The following is a 6,563-nucleotide window of genomic DNA, read 5'->3' as shown; positions in this document are numbered from 1 at the left end:
GGGCTCGGAGATGTGTATAAGAGACAGCGCTTGCAGGATGTTCACCATTCAACTAAGTTGAGGGCGAAGGATCCCGAGGAGGCCTCCATGCCCGCTGTAACTGTCGAAAACCCGCTGGCCCTGCCCCGGGTCTCCGCCCCGGCCGACGCCGTGGCCCGTCCCGTGCTCACCGTCACGACCGCGCCCAGCGGGTTCGAGGGTGAGGGCTTCCCGGTGCGCCGGGCCTTCGCCGGGATCAACTACCGACACCTCGACCCGTTCATCATGATGGACCAGATGGGCGAGGTGGAGTACGCGCCGGGAGAGCCCAAAGGCACCCCGTGGCATCCGCACCGGGGCTTTGAGACCGTCACCTACATCATCGACGGGATCTTCGACCACCAGGACAGCCAGGGTGGCGGCGGCACCATAACCAACGGTGACACCCAGTGGATGACGGCGGGCTCGGGCCTGCTCCACATCGAGGCTCCGCCCGAGTCCCTCGTCATGTCCGGCGGTCTCTTCCACGGCGTCCAGCTGTGGGTGAACCTCCCGGCGTCCGACAAGATGATGGACCCGCGCTACCAGGACATCCGCGGCGGCCAGGTCCGGCTGCTGACCTCGCCGGACGGCGGTGCGCTGCTCCGGGTGATCGCGGGCGGCCTGGACGGGCACGAGGGCCCGGGCATCACCCACACCCCCATCACGATGATCCACGCGACGGTGGCGCCGGGCGCTGAGGTCACACTGCCGTGGCGGGAGGACTTCAACGGGCTGGCGTACGTGCTGGCGGGGAAGGGATCGGCCGGTGCCGGGCGCCGTCCGATCCACGTGGGCCAGACGGCCGTCTTCGGCGCCGGCGGTTCGCTGACCGTCCGCGCGGACGAGAAGCAGGACTCTCACACGCCGGACCTCGAGGTCGTCCTGCTCGGCGGGCAGCCGATCCGGGAGCCGATGGCCCACTACGGTCCGTTCGTCATGAACACCAGGGAAGAGCTTCAGCAGGCGTTCGAGGACTTCCAGAAAGGCCGGCTGGGCACGATCCCGGCCGTGCACGGGATGTCCGAGGGAGGGCTGTAGAGCTCGCCGGGCGGTGACGCGGTACGGAGCACGGGGAGGGTACGGGGAGCTTTCGCGCCCCGTACCCTCCGCCCCGTACCGCGTCGGCGCCTCGTAACGCTCAGCAGTTCGTCGGCTTGGACAGCGCCGCCAGCGTCTGCGCCGCTTCCTTCCGCACGCTCAGCTCCTTGAACGCGGTACCGAGGATGAGGTCGACGTCCGCCGTCTTCCGCTCGTCCGCCTTCGGTGTCGCGCCCTTCAACTGCGCGCCCAGCACTGTCAGTGAGCCGTCCGTCGCGGCGGCCGAGCCGACCAGTATCCCCGCGCCCGGAACCTTCTTGTCGTACGCCGCCGGGGCGTTGCCCACCTTGCCGATGACGAAGCCGCGCTTCTTCAGCTCGTCCGCCGTGGACTTGGCGAGACCCACGCGCGGGGTCGCGTTGTAGACGTTGACCTTGATCTGGCCGGGCTCGGGGAGTGCCTTGACGGGTGCGGCAGCCGGGTCGCAGCCGGGCTTCGAGGCTGCCTTGGCCGTGTTCTTCTTCCCCTCGGCGTTGCCCGAGAGGACATCGATGAGCTGCGTGGTCCCCCAGCCGGCCATGCCGAGGGCGACTACGGAGGCGATGGCCAGGCGCACGATCCTGCGGCGCTGGCGGGGGCGGCGCATGCGGGGGTACGTGTCGCCGGTGACGCGGTACTTTCCGCCCATGCCGGGGGGAGTCAGCATGCTCATACGCGCAGCGTAGTGGGCCCCGCTGGGGATGCCTACCGAATGATCATCTGATTGGCCCGTCAGGGGTGGCAAAGCCCTCGAAAGGCTCAGCGCCGGCCGAGACGGCCGACGGTGGCGGGAGAACGGCGGGCCCGGGCCGCACGCGCCCGGGCCGCACGCGCCCGAATCGACCCGACCCGACCCGACCCGTGGGGACTGTACGGATCAGCCTCGGGACCGTACGACCGTACGGATCAGCTCTGGTCCAGCTCCAGCTCCAGCACGCGCGCGTGCAGCACCTGACGCTGCTGGAGCGCCGCGCGCACCGCCCGGTGCAGGCCGTCCTCCAGGTAGAGGTCGCCCTGCCACTTCACGACGTGCGCGAACAGGTCGCCGTAGAAGGTGGAGTCCTCGGCGAGCAGCGTCTCCAGGTCCAGTTGTCCCTTTGTCGTGACGAGCTGATCGAGGCGGACCGGGCGCGGCGCGACATCCGCCCACTGCCGGGTGCTTTCCCGGCCGTGGTCGGGATACGGCCTCCCGTTACCGATGCGCTTGAAGATCACACGGAAAGCCTACCGGGCGAGCGGCTCCGGGCGCAGCCAGGACGGCGGAGCGCAAAGGGGGTATCCGGCATCAAAGGGGGAGCGAAGCCTGAACGGAACCACCCCGTCCGGTGACGTCGTCGCACAAGAGGGACGAGTCGCCCACCGGCCGTACGACCGTGCCCGTGACCCGGGCCCGTTCGGCCGCCCATACGACCCGGTGCGTGGCGAGGCTCTCGGCCGCGTCGGAGAGCAGTGCGGAGGCGTCGCCGGTGGCGACGGCGGTCAGGAACGCCTCCGTCAGGGCCTCGTCGCCGCCCCCGTGGCCGTCGTCCGCGGACGGACCCACCGCGCCGCCCGAGCCGCCCGCGGGGTCGGCGTCGGCGGTGGCAGCGACCGCGTCGACAGTCCGCTCCTCGCCGGTGCGGAAGTCGACCACCCGCAGCGTCCGCCCGTCCCCGTCTACGAAGCCGTGCGTGCCCAGCAGCCGGGTGCGGCGGTGTTCCATGGGGGTGAAGGCGCTCATGGTGAAGGAGCAGGTGGCGCCGGAGGCGAACTCCATGTTGACGACCTGGTGGTCGACCACGTCGTTGTCGCAGGCGTAGACGCAGCGGCCGTACGGGCCCGTGCGCAGCGCGTCCAGCACGCCCCGTTCCGTGTGGTCCTCGGTGACCGCCGAGAGCGGCCAGAACTCCTGCTCCGGGTCGCCGAGGCAGCCGAGGTAGAGCCGCTTCGCCGAGTACGGGCAGCCGGGCTCCAGCGGGCAGTCCAGGCAGCGGTCCGCCGCCCCCTCCGGCCGGTCCTCGGCGCGGAAGTGGCTCAGCCCGCCGAACGAGGAGACCCGCTCGGGCGGTTCGCCGAAGAGGTGGATCAGCCAGTCGATGTCGTGGCAGGACTTGGTCAGCAGCATGGGCGCCGAGGTGTCCTGGCGGCGCCAGTTGCCCCGTACGAACGAGTGGGCCTGGTGCCACCAGCCGACCGGCTCCAGGTGCTGGACGCTGACGAGCCGGCCGATCGCGCCGGACTCCAGCAGCCGGCGCAGGGCGCGGGTGTACGGGGTGTAGCGCAGCACGTGACAGACCGCCAGCAGGATGTCGTTGCGCTCGGCCGCCTCGCTGATCGCGACGGCGTCCCGTTCGGTGACGGCCATCGGCTTCTCCAGCAGGATGTGGTAGCCGAGGTCGGCGAACCGCACCGCGGGGTCCACGTGCAGCCGGTCCTGGGTGGCGATGATCGTCGCGTCGGCCAGCCGCGGCTGCGCGGCCAGCTCGGTCCAGTCCGTGTACACCCGTTCCGCCGGGATCCCGAACTCGGCCGCCGCGGCTCGCCTGCGGTACGGGTCCGGCTCGGCCACGGCGACGACCCGCCCCAGGCCGGACGAGACCGCGTGCCGCGCGTAGGACCGCCCCCGCAGACCGGAACCGACGAGAGCTAGAGTCACCGCTGCCATGGGATCCCCTCAAGAGTTACGCAGGAGTCCCTTATTATTGGCCGTTTGCGCGGCCGGCCTCAAGGGTGTGTCATGACCGAGAATCCGGGTGGCGGAGATCTGTCCCAGCTCCGTCGGCTCAACGCGCTGGCCGTGCTCGACGCCCTGCGCGGGGAACCGGCCCTGACCCTGACCGAGCTCGCCGGGCGTACCGGCCTGTCCCGGGCGTCCACCGAGGACGTGGTGCGGGACCTGGTGGAGCGCGGCTGGGTGGCGGAGGTCGCGCCGGCGCCGGGCACGCTGGGGCGCCCCGCGCGCCGCTACCGATTCCGCTCGGACGCCGGCCGGGTGCTCGGGGTCGACATCGGGGGGCACAAGGTGCTGGCCATGGTGGCGGACCTGGACGGCGAGGTCCGGCACGGCGCGCGGGTGGCCGTCACCCCGGCGATGGGCCGCACGCGGCGGCTGGCCGCCGTGGACGAGGCCGTCCGCGCGGCGCTGGCCGGGGCGGGCACGGACGCCGCCGGCGTCTGGGCGACCGGGGTGGCCACGACGGGGCTGGTCGACGGCACGGGCCGGGTCATGCTCTCGGAGGCGCTGCCGGAGTGGACGGGGCTCGACGTGGCCGGGCACGTCGGCGGACTGGTGGCGGGTCCGGTCCTGGTGGAGAACGACGCCAAGCTGGCCGCGCTGGCCGAGTCCTGGCGCGGGGTGGCGCGGCACGCCAAGGACGTGGTGTTCCTGCTCGCGGGGTTGCGCACGGGCACCGGTCTGATCATCGACGGCAAGCTCCACCGGGGTTTCGGGAACGCGGCGGGCGAGATCGGCGCCCTGCCCGCGGTCGGCTGGCTGCGTGCCCCCGGGCACCTGCGGGCCTGGCGCGGCGGGGCCCGGACGGGAGGGGGCGTGGACGCCGGTGAACGCGTGAGCCCGGGGGGCGGCGTGGACGGCGGTGCGGGCCGGACCGGCGGCGCGGGCCGGGGCGGGGGCGGCGTCGATCCGCGGGCCGCCGACGATCCGCAGGACGCCGTCGAGGCCGTCTTCCGGGCCGCGCGGAGTGGTGACCGTACGGCTCTCGCGGCCGTACGGCGCTACGTCCGTGCCCTCGCCGTCGGCACCTCGGCCCTCGTCCTCACGCTGGATCCCGAACTGGTCGTGGTCGGGGGCGGGATCTCCCGTGCCGGCGACCTCGTCACCGAACCGCTGCGGCGCGAGCTGGACCGCTGGTGCATCCGTACGCCGGAGGTCAGGGTCTCCCGCTTCGGCGACGAGGGCGTGGCCCTGGGCGCGCTGCGGCTGGCGCTGGACCACGTCGACCGAGGTCTGCGCGCGCCGGGGGAGATCGCCCCCGCCGACAGCTTCCGGCCGCCGGGCCGCGCCTGACCGGCGGATCGGCGATCAGGCGGAGCGGCGATCCGGTGATCCGGTGATCCTCTCCGTAACCCGTCTCTTACTTGTCGGGCTCTTGACTTACTTTCCCTGGTCTCCATAGTTAATACAACTTCGCGGCCCCGGCGACGCGTTGCTGTCCCCGGTGCGCCTCGTTCATGAGGAGGACTGGGCATGGGGAAGGCAGCGCGTTGGTGCGCGGGGGCGCTGGGGGTGGTGCTGACGCTCTCCGGCTGTTCGGGCGGGGGAACGGGCGCCGGGGGCGTCGGGAGCGGCGGCAAGGGCGGCAAGGTCGAGTTGTCGTACGCCGCCTGGGACAACAACCAGAAGAAGGTCCTGGAGCAACTGGGCCGGGAGTTCACCGGGACGCACCCGAACGTGACGGTCAAGGTGCAGCTCACCCCGTGGACCGAGTACTTCAACAAGCTCAAGACCTCCGTCACCGGGGGGTCGGCGCCCGACGTCTTCTGGATGAACGGTCCGTACTTCCGGCTCTACGCGTCCAACGGCGTCATCCGCCCGCTGGACAAGGAGGTCGCCGAGGACAAGGTCGATCTCTCCGTCTATCCGAAGGCCCTGATCGATCTGTACACGTACGAAGGAGAGCTCTACGGGCTGCCGAAGGACATGGACACGATCGGGGTCTGGTACAACAAGGCGCTCTTCGACGCACGCGGCGTCGACCACCCCGCCCCGGACTGGACCTGGAGCGACTTCAACAGGACGGCGGCCGAGCTGACCGATCCCGGCAAGGGCGTCTACGGCGTGGCGGCCCAGCTGACCAGCTTCCAGGAGTACCAGTACAACACCATCGCCCAGGCGGGCGGTTACGTCATATCCCCTGACGGCAAGAAGTCCGGTTACGACCAACCCGAGACCATCAAAGGGCTGGAGTTCTGGACAGACCTGATCGAAAAGAAGCACTCGCCCGATCTCCAGACCATGACGGACACGAGCCCCCTCCAGCTTTTCGAGGCGGGCAAGCTCGCCATGTACTGGGGCGGATCCTGGAACGCGGGCGAGTTCTCGGCGAACGAGTACACCAAGGACAAGGTCGACGTCGCGCCGCTCCCCCGGGGCGAGAAGCGCGCCACCGTCATCCACGGGGTGGCCAACGTGGTCTCCGCCACGACCGAGCACCCCAGGGAGGCCTGGGAGTTCGTCGAATTCCTCGGTTCGGAGCGGGCGGCCCTCGCCATCGGCCGCAGCGGCCCGCTCCCCGCGCGGGACGGAACGCGGCAGGCATGGGTGAAGGACCACCCGCGGTTCGCCCTCACGACGTTCCTGGACGCCGTCGACTACGCGGTGCCCTTCCCCGTGTCGGAGAACACCGCCGCGTGGAACGAGGCCGAACTCACCCACCTCACCCAGGCGTGGACCGGCGAGCGGACGGTCGGCGAGGCGTCCGCCGAACTCGCCCGCGCGATGAACGACTTGCTGGCCAGGGAGTGAG

At 71.2% G+C, this 6,563-nt stretch carries 6 protein-coding genes; 3 read left to right on the top strand and 3 right to left on the bottom strand.

Annotation, left to right across the window (positions count from 1 at the left end; genetic code table 11):
• Positions 1–87: 87 nt before the first annotated feature.
• Positions 88–1,059 carry a pirin family protein gene (locus IG02_RS0123985; protein ID WP_030751802.1) on the top strand — a complete coding sequence of 324 codons (972 nt, stop codon included), beginning with the start codon at positions 88–90 and terminating at the stop codon, positions 1,057–1,059.
• A gap of 100 nt (positions 1,060–1,159) precedes the next feature.
• On the opposite strand, the gene IG02_RS0123980 is transcribed toward IG02_RS0123985, so the two are convergent.
• The 3 genes from IG02_RS0123980 to IG02_RS0123970 all read right to left on the bottom strand — a co-directional run bounded on the left by IG02_RS0123980 (position 1,160) and on the right by IG02_RS0123970 (position 3,742).
• Complete coding sequence (locus tag IG02_RS0123980; RefSeq protein ID WP_037803983.1) at positions 1,160–1,771, bottom strand: LytR C-terminal domain-containing protein; 612 nt, start codon at positions 1,769–1,771, stop codon at positions 1,160–1,162.
• 233 nt (positions 1,772–2,004) lie between these two features.
• The gene (locus IG02_RS0123975) at positions 2,005–2,313 is read right to left on the bottom strand and encodes a type II toxin-antitoxin system VapB family antitoxin (protein ID WP_030751798.1); all 309 of its coding nucleotides are present in this window, start codon (positions 2,311–2,313) and stop codon (positions 2,005–2,007) included.
• Positions 2,314–2,383: 70 nt separating this feature from the next.
• Positions 2,384–3,742 (bottom strand): Gfo/Idh/MocA family protein, encoded by a 1,359-nt coding sequence (locus IG02_RS0123970; protein ID WP_051765616.1) that lies wholly within the window; start codon positions 3,740–3,742, stop codon positions 2,384–2,386.
• A 72-nt stretch (positions 3,743–3,814) separates the two neighbouring features.
• Between IG02_RS0123970 and IG02_RS0123965 the strand changes: the two genes are divergently transcribed.
• Together IG02_RS0123965 and IG02_RS0123960 are read left to right on the top strand one after the other, a co-directional pair.
• On the top strand, positions 3,815–5,104 hold the full coding sequence (locus tag IG02_RS0123965) for an ROK family transcriptional regulator (protein WP_030751792.1): 1,290 nt from the start codon (positions 3,815–3,817) through the stop codon (positions 5,102–5,104).
• 180 nt (positions 5,105–5,284) lie between these two features.
• The gene (locus IG02_RS0123960) at positions 5,285–6,562 is read left to right on the top strand and encodes an ABC transporter substrate-binding protein (RefSeq protein WP_030751789.1); all 1,278 of its coding nucleotides are present in this window, start codon (positions 5,285–5,287) and stop codon (positions 6,560–6,562) included.
• Position 6,563 lies beyond the last annotated feature (1 nt).

This window comes from Streptomyces sp. NRRL F-5135 (genome assembly GCF_000719775.1).
Lineage (GTDB): Bacteria > Actinomycetota > Actinomycetes > Streptomycetales > Streptomycetaceae > Streptomyces > Streptomyces hebeiensis.
This window is presented reverse-complemented; position numbering and strand designations above follow the sequence as displayed.